The sequence below is a fragment of the Aquicoccus porphyridii genome (assembly GCF_008369105.1).
GTDB classification, from domain to species: Bacteria; Pseudomonadota; Alphaproteobacteria; order Rhodobacterales; family Rhodobacteraceae; genus Aquicoccus; species Aquicoccus porphyridii.
Map to the genome: position 1 here is coordinate 46,348 of NZ_VINQ01000016.1, position 15,684 is coordinate 62,031.

Here is a 15,684-nt window from a genome sequence, read left to right on the forward strand (position 1 = left end):
GGCGCGTCATGACGAAACCGATCGAATTCTATTTCTGGCCCACTCCGAACGGGTGGAAAGCCTCTGTCGCGCTGGAGGAGATGGGGCTGCCTTACGAGGTGAAGCTTATCAATATCGGCAAGGGCGAGCAGTTCGCGCCGGAATTCCTTGCGATTTCGCCCAACAACCGGATGCCGGCGATCGTCGATCCCGAGGGACCGGACGGTGCGCCCGTTTCGGTGTTCGAGAGCGGCGCGATCCTCATGTACCTCGCGCGCAAGACGGGGCGGTTCTACGGATCATCCGAGCGCGAGCGGATCGCGGTCGAGGAATGGCTGATGTGGCAGATGGGCGGCGTCGGGCCAATGGCCGGACAGGCGCATCATTTCCTGAAATACGCGCCCGTGATGGACCCGCCGCAGGTGCTTCCTTATGCGCAGGATCGCTATCGCGGCGAGGTGGCGCGGCTTTACAAGGTGCTCGATACGCGGCTGGCGGAGAACGAATACGTGGCGGGCGATTTCTATTCGATTGCCGACATGGCGATCTGGCCCTGGGCGTCGCTTTGGGAGGGGCAGCAGCAGACGCTTGAGGACAAGCCGCATTTCGCCCGCTGGCTGGAGACGGTGGGCGCGCGCGAGGGCGTCAAGGCGGGCCGGGCGCTGCATGCCGAGCTGCGCCAGACGCCGCAGGAGAACAAGGAGAGCCACAAGGTTCTGTTTGGGCGCAAGGAGTGAGCGCGAAGGCGGCGCGCGTGGCGACACTCACGGGCCGGGGGTTTCGATCCGATCACCGCGGCTGGAGGGGGTGGAGGTGACGAGGAACACCACCTCGTGGGTACTGTCGTTGCGGGCCTGGTGAGGCTCGCCGGGGGGCACTTCGATGCCCTGCTGCGGGGCGAGCCGGTGTATCCTGCCCGCAAGCTCCATGGTCAATTCGCCGGAGAGGACGAAAAAGAACTGTCGCGCGGTTTCATGGACATGCCGGGTTTCCGCAGTGCCCGGGGGCATCCGTTCCTGAATGATCAGAAGATCGGGACCACCGGCGAGCACCCATCCGTCACAGCCCGCGCCCCACCTGTAATGCTCTGCATTATCCGTGCTGACGATCATCCGCCCCGCTCCTCTGCGTCAGGCTTGCGAATCCTCGTCGCCCTCGCCGGTGCCGTGATCGCGGAACAGGCGGCCCTGGGTCATGAAGAAAACAAAGATCGCGGCGGTGAGGCCGAAGGTCTTGAAACTGACCCAGGCGGCTTCGGACATCAGGCGCCAGACCAGTTCGTTGGCGATGGCGAGACCGAAGAAGAACAGCATCAGCCGGCGGGTCAGGATGATCCAGCCGTCGTGGGTGAGCGGTACCATCGCGTCCATCACCACCCGCAGGAGCGATTTCCCGCGCAGGAGGCCGAACCCGAGGATGCCACCGAAGACGAGATAGAGGATCGTCGGCTTCATCTTGATGAAGCGCGGATCGTTGAGCCAGACGGTGAGTCCGCCGAAGATCACCACGAGCACAACGGTGAACACCTGCATCCGGCTGAGATGGCCGGAGAGTTTCCACAGGATCGCGGTCGAGAGGATCATCAGCGGCACGAAACCCGCCGTCACCAGGATGAAGCCCGAATATTCGGTGCCCGCGATGGTGAAGACGCGATCCTTGAGCCAGACATAGGCGACGAAGAAGGCCAGAACCGGGCCCAGTTCGAGCGCCATTTTCAGCATCGGGTTGATTTCCCGGGTCGGTTTGGTCGGTTCGCTCATGGGTCTGGGTCTCCTATCCGCCCAACTCAACTATCACGGCCCCGGCGGCGATCAAGGCCATAAGGGCAATTCGTCGCGGGCCGGTGCGCTCGCCCAGCATGAGCCAGGCGATGAGCGCGGCAAAGACGGTCGAGGTTTCGCGCAGCACCGCCGCCTGCCCCACCTTGTCGAGCCGCGTGGCCAGCATGATCGAGCCGAAGCTGGCAAAGGCGATGAGCCCGCCCATCACCCCCATGCGCAGCAGCGGCGCGAGCGGCGGCGGCGAGAGCATCGCGCGATAGCGCAGCCCGGCAATCACCGGAAAGGTCAGCCCGTCGATGAAGAAGAACCACGCAAGGAAGGTGAAAGGGTCGGCGGTGGCGCGGATGCCGTAAGCATCCCACGTGGTGTAGAGCGCCACGAAAAGCCCGGTCATCACCGCCAGCCCCAGCGCCAGAGGCATGGTGTCACGATCGAGCGTGATGGTGCGCAGGTTGTAGAGCGCAAGCCCGTAGATCCCCGCGACCAGCGTCGCCACGCCCAGCCATTGCACCGGGTTGAACACCTCGCCAAAGAGCAGCCACGCACCGATCACGGTAAAGAGCGGGCCGGTGCCGCGCACCACCGGGTAGACGACCGTGTAGGCGCCCTTGGAATAGGCCTGGGCCTGCAAGAGCTTGTAGATGGTGTGGATCACGTAGGCGGCGGCGAAGATCGGCCAGATATGCGGCTCGGGCCAGGGCACGACGAAAAAGGCGAAGGGTGCGGCCATGAGGCCATAAGCGCCGTCGATTGCCCCGCGCGAGAGCCACGGATCGTAACGCCCCTTTTGCAGCGCGCCAAAGATCGCGTGCAGGAGTGCCGCGCTCAATGCCAGGAAGGTGGCGAGTTGCTTGCCCGCCGCGGTGCCTTCGAGTGCGATGATCCAGTCGCTCATGCGCGGCCCGCGCCGCGTCTTCCCCTGCACGATGAAGGGGGGATCAGGAGGTCAGGCACGGAGGTCATGCCGTGCGATCGAGACCGGTGAGAGCGGCAGCGAAATCCTGCGGATCGAAGGGGGCGAGATCGTCGATCTGTTCGCCTACCCCGATGGCGTGGATCGGTAGGCCGAATTTATCCGCCAGCGCGACCAGCACGCCGCCCTTGGCGGTGCCGTCGAGCTTCGTCATCACGAGGCCGCTCACATCGGCGATCTGGCGGAACACCTCGACCTGGTTGAGCGCGTTCTGCCCGGTGGTGGCGTCGAGCACGAGAAGCGTGTTGTGCGGCGCGGTGGGGTCGACCTTGCGCAGGACGCGGACGATCTTGGCCAGTTCCTCCATCAGGTCCTTGCGGTTCTGGAGCCGCCCGGCAGTGTCGATCATCAGGAGGTCGGCGCCCTCGGCATGCGCCTTGGTGAGCGCGTCATAGGCGAGGCTCGCCGGGTCGGAGCCTTCGGGCGCGGTGAGCACCGGCACCCCGGCACGTTCGCCCCAGACCTGCAGCTGTTCGACCGCGGCGGCGCGGAACGTGTCGCCCGCGGCGATCACCACGCTTTTGCCCGCGGCCTTGAACTGCGCCGCCAGCTTGCCGATGGTGGTGGTCTTGCCCGAGCCGTTCACGCCGACCACCAGCACGACCTGCGGCGTGTCGGGATAAAGCGGCATCGGGCGGGCGACCTCGTCCATCACGCGGGCGATCTCGGCGGCGAGCAATTGCTTGATCTCCTGCGTCGAGACGCGCGAGCCGAACCGGCCCTCGGCCATGTTGGCGGTGACGCGCAGGGCGGTATCGACGCCCATGTCCGAGGCGATGAGCAGCTCTTCGATCTGTTCGAGCATGTCATCGTCGAGCACCCGCCTCGTGACGGTTTTCGTTTCGCGCCGCAGGAGCCGCGAGAGAAACCCGGGGCGCCGTTCGGTCGGCTCGGAGGTCACCGAGCCGGTCAGTTCATCGGGTCCGGCCTCGGGGATTTCGAGCGGCGCGGGCGTGGGCGAGGGATCGGAGGGGCGTGGCGACTCCTCGGGGCTGTCGCCGGGAAACTCCTCGGGCGAGGGTTCGGGGAGCGGGTCGGTGCCCGGGGGGATTTCCGGTGGCGACGTGTCGGGCCGCTCGCCGGGTTGGGGCTCTTCCTCGGGGGCGGGTTCTTCGGGGTCGTCCGGCGCGGGGATCGGCTCGGGTTCGGGCGTGGGGTCGGGCAGCGGGTCGGGTTCGAACTCGGGGCGCGCGGGGGGCGGCGTCGGCTCTTCGCTCGGCGGTTGTTCGGGCGGGGCGGGCCGCGGTGCAGGTTCGTCATCGGGGAGCGGTTCCGGCGCGGGCGGTGTCTCGGGCGCGGGGTCGGGGATGGGCAGGGGATCGGGTTCGGGGGCCGGTTCGGGGTCGCTTTCGGGTTGTGGTTCGGGGTCGGGTTCCGGGTCGGGCTCGGGCGGTGTCTCGGGCGCAGGTTGCGTGTCCGGGTCCGGCGACTCGTCAGGGGTTTCGAGCTCGATCTCTTCCTCGACGCCGCCATCCTCGACGATCGCATCCAGCCCTTCCTCCAGCTTGGAGGAGGATTTGAGCAGGCGATCCTTGAGTTTTCGGAAGAACGACATTGAGAGACTCCGGCTTTTCACTCCAGTTAATACGCCTTGGCCGGAAGGAAAAGGCGCCATTGCGAGGTTGAGGCGACGGCACGGGCCACGCACCGGGCAGAATCGTGCGGCCAAGCAGCGCCTTGGCGCGCGCTCAGGCAGGTGCTCAGGGCAGCGTGAAGCCCAGCGTGAGGGACAGTTGCGCGCCCCAATAGGTCGGCCACACGGCGAAGGGGGCAAGGCGGTGCATCGGATGACCCCGTGCCAGGACAAAGCGTTCGAGCGCCAGAACGGTATCGGACAGCACGAAGAGCAGCGCGCCCGCCAGCACGAGCGCCAGCGCCCCGGTGAGCGGCACGGTCAGCGCGGCCAGCCCCATGGCGAGGATCACCGGCATATAGAGCAGCACCGGCAGGCGCAGCGCCCCGGCGCGGTGCCACAAGAGCCAGCCCATTACCCCGCAGAGCAGCACCAGTGCCGACGCCAGCGTATAGGCGACGGGCAGCGACAGCGTATCGGGGGCCCCGCCCGGATGCCCGCCCGAATGATCGAGGAACAAGAGCACATAGGCGACATGGCCCAGGGCAAAGGCGGCAACCCCGGCGATGAACGGGCCCTCGCCCTCGCGCGAGAGCAGGAAATCGCCGAGCGCAGAGGCCAGAAGCGCCGCCAGCAACAGGACCGGCCCGCCCGCGAGCCACGCGGCGAGCGCGAGACCGAGGACCGAGCCGGTCTTCACCGCCGATTTCATCCAGCCCGGCCCGGCACGGCAATAGCGCAGCCAGTAGAGCGCGGCGAGCAGGGCAGCGATGAGGATCGGGGTGGTCATGGGCACGGCTCCGGCGCGGTTTCGCGGAAGGTTAGCCGAGGCTGGCGCCCCGGTCGAGTGATCTGCGCTATCCACGGGATCGCCCGCGGTGCGACGATCGGGCGGGCGGGCGTGTGAAGGGCGCGATTGCACCCGCATGCGGGGGGTTCTATCCTCTGGCTGTCGCATGTCGCACCGGAACGAATGCAAGCTCACCCGCCCCGGATGCGCGGTGCATGATGGAGAGGACCCCCCGATGCAGATGAGCCTTTTTGCCCTCGCCACGCTGATGCCGGTGGGGCTCATCCTGCTGGCTGCGGGTCTGGGCGGGATTTGGGGTTGGGTCGCGCTCATCTACATGACGGTATTGACCGCGGCGCTTGACCGCTATGTGCCGCGGCTCTTGCCGGAGCGAGCGGAGGGGGCCGAGTTTCCCGCGGGCAAGGGGTTGTCGGCGGGCTTGGGCCTGGCGCATTTCGCGGTGCTGGGGGCCATACCGGCGGCGGTGGCATGGGGTGGTCACGGCTGGGTCGCACTGGTGGTGACTCTGATCGCGGCGGCGCTCTGGCTGGGGCAGGTCAGCCACCCGAACGCGCATGAGTTGATCCATCGCGGTGCATGGCTGCCCCGGGCGCTGGGGCGCTGGGTTTATGTCTCGATGCTCATCGGGCATCATGCCTCGGCACATGTGCTGGTGCATCATACCCATGTCGGCACCGATGCCGACCCCAGTTCGGCGCGGCGGGGGCAAGGGTTCTGGCGCTTTGCCCCGCGCGCCTGGGCCGGATCGTTCATGGCCGGGTGGCGCGCCGAAAGCGCGCGCCGCACGCGGGCGGGCAAGGCGTGGATCGGGCATCCTTATGTCCAGTATGTCGGCGGTGCGGCGGGGTTCGTTGCGGCTTCGGCGCTGATTTTCGGGGCCCAGGGGTTGGTGGTGTTCCTGATCCTCGCGCTTTATGCGCAGCTTCAGATCCTTCTGGCCGATTACGTGCAGCATTACGGGCTGCGACGTCAGACCGGCGCGGATGGTCGGCCCGAACCGGTGAGCGACGGTCATAGCTGGAACACGCCGCACTGGTTTTCCTCGGCGTTGATGGTCAACGCGCCGCGCCATTCCGATCACCATCTGCACCCGACCCGGCCCTATCCGGGGCTGCAGTTGCGCGACGCGATGCCGATGCTGCCGCATGCGCTGCCGGTGATGGCAGTGATCGCGCTTTTTCCGCCGCTCTGGCACCGGGTCATGCGGCGTGCACTTTCACGGGTCGGGCAAAGCGGTTAGGCTCTGCGCCATGAGATGGGTTTTCATCCTGATCGTGGCGCTGTGGGGCGGCATCGCCGGGGCCGGTGAGAGGCTCGACGCGGAGGCGTTCGACGCGCTGACCCAAGGCAAGACGTTCTACTATGGCGAGGGCGGACAGCCCTACGGGGCGGAAGAATATCTCGACAACCGCCGGGTGCGCTGGTCGTTTCTGGACGGGCAATGCAAGGACGGGCACTGGTACGAGGCGGATGGCATGATCTGTTTCGCCTACGAAGATGCGCCCGAGCCGCATTGCTGGGTGTTCGAGACGGGCGCACGCGGGCTGATCGCGCGGTTCATGGGCGAGACGGGTGCGACCGAGCTTTACGAGATGCAGCAGACTCGCCAACCGTTGCGGTGCAAGGGGCCGGAAGTGGGGGTCTGAGGCAGGCAATGCGTCCGTGTTTCTTCACGAGATCGAACCATCAAAGCATTTCGCGCGCGATCAAACTGATTCCGCCCGGGCCGCTTGTGGCCCGGGCAGCGAAATCAATTGAACACACCAGACCCTAGAACAGGCTGCCCTGTTCGGGCGGTTTGGCGGGTTTGCGGGTCTTTGACGCGCTGCCGCCGCCGATTTTCAACCGGCCATCCTGGAACTCGATTTCGAGCGCGCCGGCGGTCTCGGCGGCGGATCTGGTGGTCAGCACCCCCGCCTCGCCGCGCACCACGGCATAGCCGCGTTCGAGCGTGGCCTTGTAGCCCAGCGTTTCGCGCAGCCGGTCGAGCGCGGCAAGGCGGCGCTTTGCCTCTTCGATGCGCGGCCCGCCCGCCTGTGCAAGGCGGCGCGAGATTGCCGTGAGCCGGTCGCCCTTGGCCGCAATGTCACGCAGGATCGGGCCGGGGCTGAGCCGGTCGGTGCGGCGGCCCAGCGCCTCGGCCCGGGCGCGAACGGTCTGGAGCAACCCGGCGGGCAGGCGTGGCGCGATGCCGTCGAGATGGCGTCGTTCCTGCGCGATCTGGCGGCGCAGCGTGGCGGGACGCAGCGCGCCCGAGACCTCGGAGAGGCGCACCTGGCGGCGTTGAACCCCGGTGATGAGCGCGGCGGGAAGCCGTTCGCCCGCGCGGTCGAGCCGTTGCGCCGCGCCTTCGGTCAATGTCTGGGGCCGGGGCAGCGCACGGGCGAGATCACGCAGGCGCTGGCCGCGCGCGGCGATGCCCTGCCCCGCCGCATGCGACATGCGCGCGCCCTGCCCGTCGACCCATGACAGGAGATCAAGCCGCACCGGCACGGCGAGTTCGGCCGCCGCCGTGGGGGTCGGCGCGCGCTTGTCGGAGACGAAGTCGATCAGCGTGGTGTCGGTTTCATGGCCCACTGCCGAAATCAACGGGATGTCCGAGGCAGCGGCGGCGCGAGCGACGATCTCCTCGTTGAAGCCCCAGAGATCCTCGATGCTGCCGCCACCGCGGGCGACGATAATGAGGTCGGGGCGCGGGATGCGCCCGCCGGGGTCAAGCGCGTTGAAGCCACGAATCGCGGCAGCCACCTCGGGCGCGCATTTCTCGCCTTGCACGGCGACGGGCCAGATCAGCACCTTGCGCGGGAAGCGGTCGCGCAACCGGTGCAGGATGTCGCGGATCACCGCGCCGGAAGGCGAGGTGACGACTCCGATCACCTCGGGCAGGTAGGGCAGCTTCTTTTTGCGCTCGGGCGCGAACAACCCCTCGGCGGCGAGCGCCGCCTTGCGCTTTTCCAGCATCGCCATCAGCGCGCCGAGCCCGGCAGGTTTCAGATCCTCGATCACGATCTGGTAGCGCGATTGCCCGCCGAAGGTGGTGATGCGCCCCGTTGCCACCATCTCCATGCCTTCCTCGGGCTGGACCGAAAGGCGGGTGGCCACGCCCTTCCAGATCACGCCCGACAGCACCGAGCGGTCATCCTTGAGATCGAGATAGACATGCCCCGAACGCGGGCGCGAGACGCGGCCCACCTCGCCGCGGATGCGGACATGGCCGAACTCGCCCTCGATCACGCGCTTGATCGCGTTCGAGAACTCCGAAACGGTGAACTCGGGCTCGTTCATGCCCGGGCCGGGGTCGTCGATCAGGTCTGACATGGGGCCTCGCTTGCCTATGGCGCGCGCACATCCTAGAACGCCGCCCAGCAAAGGCCAAGCGGAAGGGCAGCCCATGAACATCCTCATTCTCGGCGGCGGCGGGCGGGAACACAGCCTCGCCTGGGCGGTGATGCAGAATCCCAAATGCGACAAGCTCATCGTGGCGCCGGGCAATGCGGGGATCGCGCAGATCGCGGAATGCGCCAGCATCGACATCATGAATCCCGGGCTGGTCGCGACATTCGCCGAAGAGAACGCGATTGATTTCGTGATCGTCGGCCCCGAGGCGCCGCTGGAAGCGGGGGTGGCCGACCGGCTGCGCGCGGCGGGGATTCCGGTGTTTGGCCCCTCGGCGGCGGCGGCGCGGCTGGAAAGTTCGAAAAGTTTCACCAAGGCGGTCTGCGACGCGGCGGGTGCCCCGACGGCGGGCTATGCCCATTTCACCGATCACGCGGCGGCGCGGGACTACGTGGAAGACCAGGGCGCGCCGATCGTGATCAAGGCGGACGGGCTGGCTGCGGGAAAGGGCGTGGTCGTGGCCGAAACGGTGGATCAGGCGCTGGCGGCGCTTGACGACATGTTCGGCGGCGCGTTCGGAGAGGCCGGGGCCGAGGTGGTGATCGAGGAATTCATGGAGGGCGAGGAGGCGTCGTTCTTCGTGCTGTGCGATGGCGAGGACGCGCTGCCCATCGGCACGGCGCAGGACCACAAGCGGGTCGGCGAAGGCGACACCGGCCCCAATACCGGCGGCATGGGCGCCTATTCACCCGCCCCGGTGCTAACGGACGCGGTGGCGCAGAAGACGATGGACGAGATCGTTTACCCGACGCTGAAGGAGATGGCCCGGCGCGGCACGCCCTACCAGGGGGTGCTTTACGTGGGGCTGATGATCAGGGACGGGCAACCGCGGCTGGTGGAATACAACGTGCGCTTTGGCGATCCCGAGTGCCAGGTGCTGATGATGCGGCTGGGCGCGCAGGCGTTCGATCTGATGCATGCGGCGGCCGAGGGGCGGCTTTCGGAATGCGCGGTCAACTGGGCCGACGATCACGCGATGACAGTGGTGATGGCGGCAAAGGGCTATCCCGGCGCCTATGACAAGGGCAGCGTGATCGGCGGGCTTGAGGATTGCCCTGCGGATTCGTTCCGGATGGTGTTCCACGCGGGCACCGCGCGCGAACGCGGGCAATTCATCGCGAATGGCGGGCGGGTTCTGAACGTCACCGCGCGCGGCGCCAGTTTGCGCGAAGCGCGCGAGCGGGCCTATGCGATGGTCGATCGGATCGACTGGGCGCAGGGGTTTTGCCGCCGCGATATCGGCTGGCGGGCCCTCTAGGCGCCGGGCCGGCTTCGAATCGCTGACGCGATACGATCAACGTGAGGGGCTCTGCCCCTCACACTCCCCGAGGTATTTTCAGTCAGATGAAGCCAGGGCGGTCGGTGCGGCGTCAGTCGAGCTCGGTCCAGGGCCAGGGTTTGACGTTGGCGCCCGTCATGTAGCGGGCGGCCTTGGCCATCCAGACCCCGAGATCGGTGCCGAATTCGGCAAGGCTGGGATTCGGGGTGCCCTTGTTGACCAGCATGATCACGATCTGGATCACGGTCAGGACGCCAAGCACGGTATGGCTCACACTGAGCATCATCGCGATCAGGATCGTGTAGAGAATGCGCAGCAGCATGGTGTCCGGTTGTTCAGGTTCGAACTGTTCGCCATGCAGGCGACCGGAGAGTTTGTCGTCGGCGTCCAAACGTGGCTCCATCGGTTGACGAGGTCTGGTTTGCGCATCGGTATAACACAAGCGCGGGCCCCGGCCACCGGCAAACTTTGACGTGCAAACCTTGACGCAAGATGCGTGCCTGAACGCCGCCTGTCAGACCACGATGATGTCACCCAGGCGATCCGGAAGATCGGCCAGCGGCAGTTTGGTCAGATCCTTGTCCAGATCGGCGAGAAGCACGGATTTGAGCGTCTCGGACATCTCGTCACGCAACGCACCCAGCATCGCGGGCGGGGCCACGATCAGCAACCGGTCATACCCGCCTGCGTCGAATGCCTGTTGCGTCTCGTCAAGGACATGCGCCGCGAAATCGTCGCGTTGCTGGCGACGTTCCGAGGTGGGGCATTCGAATTCATGCCCCGCCATGCCGGGCGCGGCCCGGTTGCGACCAGGCGCATCGGCGTAGGCGTGCGCGATATCATTGAATTCCTCGATCGAGCGCGAGGCGATTTCCTCCACGCCCTTGCCCACGCCGGAATTGGCGCAAAGCCGCATGCGCGATTCGCTGGCCAAAAGAATGAGCGTCTTGACAGGTTTCATCGGCTTGTCCTTTCACCACTACTGTCAGAGCACAACGCGCGCGGGCGCGCCCTGACCACAAGACGGCGATGTGCCGACACCCCCGGGGAAGGGTCAGGCCGCGGGCGCCATACCCCGCTCGGCGGCAAGCTCGCGCATGCGCTCTTGCAGTTTCTCGAAGGCGCGCACCTCGATCTGGCGGATGCGTTCGCGGCTCACGTCATACTGGCTCGACAGGTCTTCGAGCGTGATCGTCTCGTCGCTGAGGCGGCGCTGGGTCAGGATGTCGCGTTCGCGGTCATTGAGTACTTTCATCGCGACCGCCAGCAATTCGCGCCGCGCCTCAAGCTCGTCGCGCGCCTCGTAATCCGAGGCCTGGTCGGCGGATTCATCCTCGAGCCAGTCCTGCCATTGCATCGTGCCTTCGCCCTCTTGACCCACGGTCGCGTTGAGCGAGGCGTCGCCCCCCGAGAGGCGCCGGTTCATCGAGATCACCTCGGTTTCGGTCACGCCCAGATCATGCGCGATGCGCTTGACATTCTCGGGGCGCATGTCGCCGTCTTCGAGCGCACCAATGCGGGCCTTGGCCTTGCGCAGGTTGAAGAAGAGTTTTTTCTGGGCGCTGGTGGTGCCCAGTTTCACAAGGCTCCATGACCGCAGGATATATTCCTGGATCGAGGCCCGAATCCACCACATCGCGTAGGTCGCAAGGCGAAAGCCCCGTTCGGGGTCAAAGCGTTTCACCGCCTGCATGAGGCCGACATTGGCCTCGGAAATCACCTCGGCCTGGGGCAGGCCATAGCCGCGATAGCCCATCGCGATCTTGGCCGCGAGGCGCAGGTGCGAGGTGACCATCTTGTGTGCCGCCTCGGTGTCCTGATCCTCGACCCAGCGCTTGGCCAGCATGTATTCTTCTTCCGGTTCCAAAAGCGGAAACTTGCGGATTTCCTGCAAATAGCGGTTCAGCCCGCCTTCGGGTGTCGGGACCGGGAGGTTTGCATAGTTGCTCATGGTTCAGGGTGTCCCTTCCGATGTTTATCGACTTAACATTAAGATATGCGCCAGTTTAGAACGATTCAAGGCCAAAGGACGCAAAGTGTTATCAAAACACTAGGATATTCGGGTGGGTTTTACATCCCATGTGTCAGTGTTCTCACGCCGATGTGCATAACCTTGACATGGATACTGCCGGCATGCCCGGCTGGATCACTTTTCGTCCAGCGCGTTCGACGCGCCCTCGGTTCCGCGCAGGGCGGCGATGAGACCGGCCATGTCCGCGGGCAGCGGGGATGCGAACTGCATGCTCTCGCCGCTCACCGGGTGCACGAATCCAAGCGTGGCGGCATGAAGCGCCTGGCGCGGGAAATCGCGCGCCGCCGTCAGCCCGGCAGGGGGCAAGGCGCGCAGCGGCAGCTTGCGCCGCCCGCCATAGACCGGATCGCCGACAAGGCCATGACCGGCATGGGCCATATGCACCCGGATCTGGTGGGTGCGGCCGGTTTCGAGCCAGCATTCGACCAGCGACAGTGCGGGCGGCGTGCCGAAGCTTTCCAGCACCCGGGCGCGGGTCACGGCATGGCGGCCGCCGCCGAACAGCACCGCCTGACGCTGGCGGTCATGCTTGTGACGGGCCAGGTCGCTGGTGATCTTCATGATGTTGCCGGGCTCGAAACTCACACCACGGATGCCGCGCAGGCGCGGGTCGCTGGCATCGGGGACGCCATGGGCGATGGCGAGGTAATGCCGGATGACGGTGTGTTTCTCGAATTGCGCGGACAGCCCCTGATGCGCACGGTCAGACTTGGCCACGACCAGCAGGCCCGACGTGTCCTTGTCGATGCGGTGCACGATCCCGGGCCGGGCCACCCCCCCCACCCCCGAAAGCGTCGCACCGCAATGGTGCAAAAGCGCATTGACCAAGGTGCCCTGCGGCGTGCCCGGCGCGGGATGCACCACGAGCCCCGCGGGCTTGTCGATCACGATCAGGTCGGCATCCTCGTGGATCACGTTTAGGGGGATGTCCTCGGGGCCGATATGGCTCTCGCTGGCCTCTTCCAGCGTGATCTCGATCCGGTCGCCCTCGGCCACGCGGGCCTTGGGGTTCTCGGCCAGCACGTCGTTCACCCGCACCGCCCCCTCGGCCAGCAGCCGGGCCAGGCGCGAGCGCGACAGTGCCGCCGCCTCTGGCACATCGCGCGAAAGCGCCTTATCAAGGCGGTTGGGCGGATCGGCCGCGATGACAAAGCAAAGACGGGTTTCAGCCAATGGACGACACTCCCCAGGTGGTGGATACGCGGACGCTGAAATTCCTGCGCGTTCTGGTCACGGTTCTGACCGCAACGATGATCGTGGGTGTTCTAGTCATCATCACGCTCCTTGTCATCAGGCTCCAGGCCAGCCCTCCGCCCCTGCCCGAGCGGATCACCCTGCCCGAAGGCACCAAGGCGGTGGCGTTCACCCAGTCCGAGACATGGTATGCGGTGGTCACCGAGGATGACCGCATCCTGATCTACAACCCCGTCACCGGTGCACTGGTTCAGGACATCGAGATCACGGCAGGGGAGTGATGGTACCGCCTCCCTGGCTTGAACAGGGGACCTCTGGATCCACAATCCAGCGCTCTAACCAACTGAGCTAAGGCGGCACTGGGGGGCGATTTAGCTTTGTGCGGGCGCGAATGCAAGAGGGTTGTGGCGTGTCGGGCAGAATCGGATTCCCCTCGCCCGGCAATTGCGCCATGCCCTGAAAACGATACCCCCGCTGGCGGACTGCATGGAAAAACACCACCTGAGCGCAACGCGCCCGGGCCGCATCTCTTTCTTGGTGAAAATACTCATGTTTCCACCCTTTGAACTCGCATGACCGGTGCGGGATGGCCGCTTGCCCCGGTGCGGCGGCGGGTGGGTGGGCGGGGCCGCCGTGCCGGGGCAAGCCCGGAGTATCGCCTAAAGGTCGATCTCCCAGTCTTGCTCGACCAGGTCGACACCGAAGGAGCGCACCGGTTTCGACGCAACGCAACGCCAGCCCGCCCGCGCATAGAGCGCGCAGGCCGCGCGGTGGCTTTCATGGGTCGAAAGCCGCATCCGCCGATAGCCCCGGTCACGCGCCCAGCCCATGCAGGTGTCGAGCAGGTAACGGCCCAGCCCCCTGCCCCGCGCCTCGGGCATGAGCAGAAAAAGCCGCAGTCTGGCGGTCTGCTCGTCATTTCGCACACAGAAGATCGAGCCCAGCCGCGTGCCGTTCTCTTCGGCGATAAAGGCGCGTTCGCAGGCGGGATCGTGATGGCGGATGAAATCGGCCAGCACCTCGGCCACCAGCGCCTCGAACGTGCGGTCAAACCCTTCGTCGCGCGCATAAAGCATCCCGTGCTGTTCGATCAGCCAGCCGGCATCGCCGATTTCCAGATTTCTCAGGATCATCTTGCCCATGGCAGACGAGATTGCGCGCGGGCATCTTGCATCGCAAGGGCAAAATCGCTAGCTCGACATGTCTCATCCGAGAGCGAACCATCACGAGGGCACCCCCATGGGCATCAACGACGAACGCGACATCGAGGCGAATCTTCAGATCGGCCCGACCGATCAGGGCATGGTGCGGCTGTTCATCGAGGCGGGCAGCGCCGAGATCCCGATGGATTTCGAACCCGAAGAGGCCGAGGAAATCGCCGAAGAGATCATGGCCGCGGCCCGGGCGGCCCGGGCGCGGAAGTAAGGCGCGGCGCGCGCCTTACACCCGCGGATCGCGCAGGCCCTGCAACCGCCGCGCGGCCTGCCGGGCAAATCGCAGCGTCAGCGCCTTGCGCCGGGCGGGGGGCAGTTTCTCTTCGGGGCCCATGCGGATCAGTTCGGCATTGTAGGCGTCGGCAATAATCAGCCCGGTATCGTCGGGCAGAAGCTCGGTCGGGAAATCCACGTCCACCGCCCAGAAATAACGGTCGCACCATTCCAGATAGCCGCCCCATTTCCGGTCCGAGGTGAAATCGACGCGACTTGATTTGCATTCGATCACCCAGATCTCGCCCCGGGGGCCCAGCGCCATCACATCGACCCGTTTGCCGCGCTCGGGCGTGAATTCCTCGACGGTTGCGAAATCATGGCCCGAAAGGTGGCGGCACACCCCGCGCGCCAGAAGCTGTCCCGCGGAAAGCGGATCAGAGGGCGAAAGACCGGTCATGCGGAAATTATGAACAAAAGACGAACATTGGGCAAGACCGGATGCGCCGGGTCGATTGGACAGGCGATCGGATTTGCCCCTTGCCGAGCGCCCCTGTCACACCTAGGTAGGAGGAGGCGGTTCTGCCCCTCTCGTGACACGGTTGCATTCCGGTGGCCTTAAATACTTCCGAGGGAGCTGGCTCTGTCGTGGTCCTGGCCTCGTTACCTGGCGCCCACCTGTGCAAACAGGTCCTCGGGAATGAGAAAACCCCACGGTCCGGGTGGTTCCGCCGCTTTTCCCGACGCCAAACGAAAAACGCACCCCGAGGGGTGCGTTTTCGCAGGTCAGGCGATCCGTCCTTGTCAGTTGCGGCGCGGCTTGCCCACAGGCACGCGCACCAGCACGGGTTCGCGCGCGGGCGGCATAACCCGTTCGCGCAGGCCGCCACCGGGGCCGTCGTCATCGTCGTCCTTCATCCGCATCACCGCGATGCCGAACTGGACGCCGGCAAAGATGACACCGTTGGAAATCCACAGGATCAGCACGGCAAGCCAGCCGATGTCGGAATGGGTCACGAGGTGCCACAGGTTGGCGATGTTGAAATAAAGCAGCATGGCAACGAAGGCCGCCGCGATGGCAAAGCCGATCAATACGTTGACGATATACATGCGGATAAGTTTCGGCATGGGATGCCCCTTTCCATTGCATGAGTCAAAGTTAGCCAATCGTGGCCCAGCTTCAAGGGGCGGGGCCGAATACGGCAAGATCCGGCCACTTTGCCGCGGGGTGTGCGCGCC

The 15,684-nt window shown here is 65.9% G+C and carries 19 protein-coding genes and 1 tRNA gene; 6 read left to right on the plus strand and 14 right to left on the minus strand.

Annotated features, from left to right (window positions below; all coding sequences use genetic code 11):
- Window positions 1-8 precede the first annotated feature (8 nt).
- Complete coding sequence (locus FLO80_RS17025; RefSeq protein WP_111367048.1) at window positions 9-716, plus strand: glutathione S-transferase N-terminal domain-containing protein; 708 nt, start codon at window positions 9-11, stop codon at window positions 714-716.
- Between the two features lie 27 nt (window positions 717-743).
- Here the strand turns inward: FLO80_RS17025 and FLO80_RS17030 are convergent, their stop codons facing one another.
- The 5 genes from FLO80_RS17030 to FLO80_RS17050 all read right to left on the minus strand — a co-directional run bounded on the left by FLO80_RS17030 (window position 744) and on the right by FLO80_RS17050 (window position 5,096).
- Complete coding sequence (locus FLO80_RS17030) at window positions 744-1,091, minus strand: cupin domain-containing protein (RefSeq protein ID WP_111367045.1); 348 nt, start codon at window positions 1,089-1,091, stop codon at window positions 744-746.
- Window positions 1,092-1,109: 18 nt separating this feature from the next.
- Window positions 1,110-1,739: an inner membrane-spanning protein YciB gene (locus tag FLO80_RS17035; protein WP_111367043.1), complete on the minus strand. Its 630-nt coding sequence runs from the start codon at window positions 1,737-1,739 to the stop codon at window positions 1,110-1,112.
- A 13-nt stretch (window positions 1,740-1,752) separates the two neighbouring features.
- A complete protein-coding gene (locus FLO80_RS17040) occupies window positions 1,753-2,655 on the minus strand; it encodes an EamA family transporter (RefSeq protein WP_111367041.1) in 903 nt (300 codons plus the stop codon).
- Between the two features lie 64 nt (window positions 2,656-2,719).
- Complete coding sequence (gene ftsY / locus FLO80_RS17045) at window positions 2,720-4,288, minus strand: signal recognition particle-docking protein FtsY (protein ID WP_111367038.1); 1,569 nt, start codon at window positions 4,286-4,288, stop codon at window positions 2,720-2,722.
- A 145-nt stretch (window positions 4,289-4,433) separates the two neighbouring features.
- The gene (locus tag FLO80_RS17050; RefSeq protein ID WP_111367035.1) at window positions 4,434-5,096 is read right to left on the minus strand and encodes a lysoplasmalogenase family protein; all 663 of its coding nucleotides are present in this window, start codon (window positions 5,094-5,096) and stop codon (window positions 4,434-4,436) included.
- A gap of 235 nt (window positions 5,097-5,331) precedes the next feature.
- Here FLO80_RS17050 and FLO80_RS17055 point away from each other — a divergent pair, with 235 nt between their 5' ends.
- Together FLO80_RS17055 and FLO80_RS17060 are read left to right on the plus strand one after the other, a co-directional pair.
- Complete coding sequence (locus FLO80_RS17055; RefSeq protein ID WP_342781744.1) at window positions 5,332-6,357, plus strand: alkane 1-monooxygenase; 1,026 nt, start codon at window positions 5,332-5,334, stop codon at window positions 6,355-6,357.
- 10 nt (window positions 6,358-6,367) lie between these two features.
- Window positions 6,368-6,763, plus strand: a complete 396-nt coding sequence (locus FLO80_RS17060; RefSeq protein WP_111367033.1) for a hypothetical protein — start codon at window positions 6,368-6,370, stop codon at window positions 6,761-6,763.
- Between the two features lie 124 nt (window positions 6,764-6,887).
- Here FLO80_RS17060 and xseA read toward each other — a convergent pair whose 3' ends face one another.
- Complete coding sequence (gene xseA, locus FLO80_RS17065) at window positions 6,888-8,435, minus strand: exodeoxyribonuclease VII large subunit (RefSeq protein ID WP_111367030.1); 1,548 nt, start codon at window positions 8,433-8,435, stop codon at window positions 6,888-6,890.
- A gap of 73 nt (window positions 8,436-8,508) precedes the next feature.
- Here xseA and purD point away from each other — a divergent pair, with 73 nt between their 5' ends.
- Window positions 8,509-9,771, plus strand: a complete 1,263-nt coding sequence (gene purD, locus FLO80_RS17070; RefSeq protein WP_111367027.1) for a phosphoribosylamine--glycine ligase — start codon at window positions 8,509-8,511, stop codon at window positions 9,769-9,771.
- Window positions 9,772-9,883: 112 nt separating this feature from the next.
- On the opposite strand, the gene FLO80_RS17075 is transcribed toward purD, so the two are convergent.
- The 4 genes from FLO80_RS17075 to FLO80_RS17090 all read right to left on the minus strand — a co-directional run bounded on the left by FLO80_RS17075 (window position 9,884) and on the right by FLO80_RS17090 (window position 12,997).
- A complete protein-coding gene (locus FLO80_RS17075) occupies window positions 9,884-10,183 on the minus strand; it encodes a DUF4389 domain-containing protein (protein WP_246156715.1) in 300 nt (99 codons plus the stop codon).
- A gap of 123 nt (window positions 10,184-10,306) precedes the next feature.
- Window positions 10,307-10,753 carry a baeRF12 domain-containing protein gene (locus tag FLO80_RS17080; protein ID WP_111367021.1) on the minus strand — a complete coding sequence of 149 codons (447 nt, stop codon included), beginning with the start codon at window positions 10,751-10,753 and terminating at the stop codon, window positions 10,307-10,309.
- A 93-nt stretch (window positions 10,754-10,846) separates the two neighbouring features.
- Window positions 10,847-11,743 carry an RNA polymerase sigma factor RpoH gene (gene rpoH, locus FLO80_RS17085; protein ID WP_111367019.1) on the minus strand — a complete coding sequence of 299 codons (897 nt, stop codon included), beginning with the start codon at window positions 11,741-11,743 and terminating at the stop codon, window positions 10,847-10,849.
- Between the two features lie 195 nt (window positions 11,744-11,938).
- Window positions 11,939-12,997, minus strand: coding sequence for an RluA family pseudouridine synthase (locus FLO80_RS17090; RefSeq protein ID WP_111367017.1), 1,059 nt, complete (start codon window positions 12,995-12,997; stop codon window positions 11,939-11,941).
- Here FLO80_RS17090 and FLO80_RS17095 point away from each other — a divergent pair.
- Window positions 12,997-13,299: a DUF6476 family protein gene (locus FLO80_RS17095; RefSeq protein ID WP_111367014.1), complete on the plus strand. Its 303-nt coding sequence runs from the start codon at window positions 12,997-12,999 to the stop codon at window positions 13,297-13,299. The two genes, FLO80_RS17090 and FLO80_RS17095, sit on opposite strands and share 1 nt — an antisense overlap.
- On the opposite strand, the gene FLO80_RS17100 is transcribed toward FLO80_RS17095, so the two are convergent.
- Both FLO80_RS17100 and FLO80_RS17105 read right to left on the minus strand, forming a co-directional pair.
- Window positions 13,300-13,376 (minus strand) — tRNA-His (locus FLO80_RS17100).
- Window positions 13,377-13,677: 301 nt separating this feature from the next.
- Window positions 13,678-14,160 (minus strand): GNAT family N-acetyltransferase, encoded by a 483-nt coding sequence (locus FLO80_RS17105; RefSeq protein ID WP_111367011.1) that lies wholly within the window; start codon window positions 14,158-14,160, stop codon window positions 13,678-13,680.
- A gap of 97 nt (window positions 14,161-14,257) precedes the next feature.
- Here FLO80_RS17105 and FLO80_RS17110 point away from each other — a divergent pair, with 97 nt between their 5' ends.
- Complete coding sequence (locus FLO80_RS17110) at window positions 14,258-14,443, plus strand: DUF6324 family protein (RefSeq protein WP_111367009.1); 186 nt, start codon at window positions 14,258-14,260, stop codon at window positions 14,441-14,443.
- Window positions 14,444-14,458: 15 nt separating this feature from the next.
- On the opposite strand, the gene FLO80_RS17115 is transcribed toward FLO80_RS17110, so the two are convergent.
- Together FLO80_RS17115 and FLO80_RS17120 are read right to left on the minus strand one after the other, a co-directional pair.
- Window positions 14,459-14,905 carry an MmcB family DNA repair protein gene (locus FLO80_RS17115; protein WP_111367006.1) on the minus strand — a complete coding sequence of 149 codons (447 nt, stop codon included), beginning with the start codon at window positions 14,903-14,905 and terminating at the stop codon, window positions 14,459-14,461.
- A gap of 344 nt (window positions 14,906-15,249) precedes the next feature.
- Window positions 15,250-15,573, minus strand: coding sequence for a hypothetical protein (locus FLO80_RS17120; protein WP_111367004.1), 324 nt, complete (start codon window positions 15,571-15,573; stop codon window positions 15,250-15,252).
- Window positions 15,574-15,684: the final 111 nt, after the last annotated feature.